This is a genomic window from Nitrosomonas sp. Nm34, assembly GCF_900113925.1.
Lineage (GTDB): Bacteria > Pseudomonadota > Gammaproteobacteria > Burkholderiales > Nitrosomonadaceae > Nitrosomonas.
Genome location: NZ_FORD01000138.1, coordinates 1 through 1527 on the forward strand (window position 1 = coordinate 1; position 1527 = coordinate 1527).

Genomic DNA, 1527 nt, shown 5'->3' on the forward strand with positions numbered 1-1527 from the left:
CTATTGAGTTGCTTGAACAGCCAGGCAGTGGAGACACTGTGTCAGCATTCTCCATGGCGCAAGCATCAGCCCCAAACTGCCGGGCAGATTCGTACGGGACTGGTCAATATTTTAAGGCATGTTGCTATTCGGTCATGGTGGAATGGAAAATATAAAAAATTCATGCCACTAGATTGGAATAAAAACTGGAATTCAAGATGTGAACAAAGCAACAGCATGTAATGCAACAAAAAGATCAAGCGCATTACATTCTTCAAGCTGGAAAAAATTCCAACTGTGGGAGATGGTTTACTCTAAACTCTAGTTATGTAGTCCTTGTTATTGATAATCTAATATAAATCACCTGCTTGCAGGTTACTCGCTAATCTTTGGCATGATAGAGTAGTAACCTAGGCAACATCACTTGACATTCACTCAGGAGGCAACATTGCCCGCAAAACAGATTCTGTTCCGGCAAGCGGTAAGCGCTAAAATTATCGCATGGATGAATATACTGGCCAATACGGTCACAGTTACATTGGGACCGAGAGGGCACAATGTCATTTAGGAGCGTGCCTATGGGCCATCGCTGGTGCCTAATAATCGATGACTGAACAAAGAATGGAACATAACTTTACAATGCCAAACTCTACAATGAGATCAGACAATCTGATCCCATTTGAAGTGCGTCATGCAGCAGCGTTCTTGAAAAAACAGCATGCTTTGAGATGTTCGATGCGTAGCATAAGAACGGCTACAGTTTTATTGGAGTAATTTTTGGTAGCTAGGAACTAGCAAATGAAATCAGCTTATTTTTCATACCGGTATTTTACAGAGTCATCAGCATTAGGTGATTTCCGAAAAAGCTACTCCCATTGAGGTATAATTGGGCTTCCACTTGTTCAACCACTTAGCTTGATCATGCTGTTCGCCTCCGCCCCGACAGTTGCGCCCCTGAGCACGTCCCAAATAGAAGACCTGAGACTGGCAAGTTCGAAAATGCTCGGAGCGGAACGCCGCTCCTTTCAGGCGGCGATGACGTTGAAATATTGCCGGGGCAGTCCCCGCCGGGCAGAGCGGGTATTTGGCTGGAATCGCGACACGATCGAACTCGGGCTGAATGCACAGCGCACGGGCGTGATTTGCCTGGGGGCGCAAGCAGCGTACTGCGGAAACCGCCTCTGGGAGGAGAAGCACCCAGATGTGGCGCAGACCCTCCGGGCATTGGCGGAATCGCATTGTCAGCAAGACCCGACCTTCCGTACGGCGCTATCAGATACCCGGCTGACCGTGGCGGCGGCCTTGGATCGGTTACGCGCCCAAGGTTTTCCGGAGGATGGCCTGCCATCGCCCAGCACGATGGCCCAGGTGCTGAACCGGAATGGCTACCGCCTGCACAAGGTGGTCAAGGCCAAACTCCAAAAAAACTCCCGGAAACGGATGCTATCTTTGTCAATATCGCGGACAAGGACGGAAAGCCCATAGCGGATCCAGCGTATTTGGAAGGTGGGCAGGTCATGCGCCTGAGCATCGAGTGCAAGGCCACGG

1 protein-coding gene is annotated in these 1527 nt (G+C 49.6%); it reads left to right on the forward strand.

The features are described 5' to 3' along the window. The first annotated feature begins 1014 nt into the window (after positions 1-1014). Positions 1015-1464 carry an ISAzo13-like element transposase-related protein gene (locus tag BM283_RS17740; protein WP_368086459.1) on the forward strand — a complete coding sequence of 150 codons (450 nt, stop codon included), beginning with the start codon at positions 1015-1017 and terminating at the stop codon, positions 1462-1464. The last annotated feature ends 63 nt before the right edge of the window (positions 1465-1527 follow it).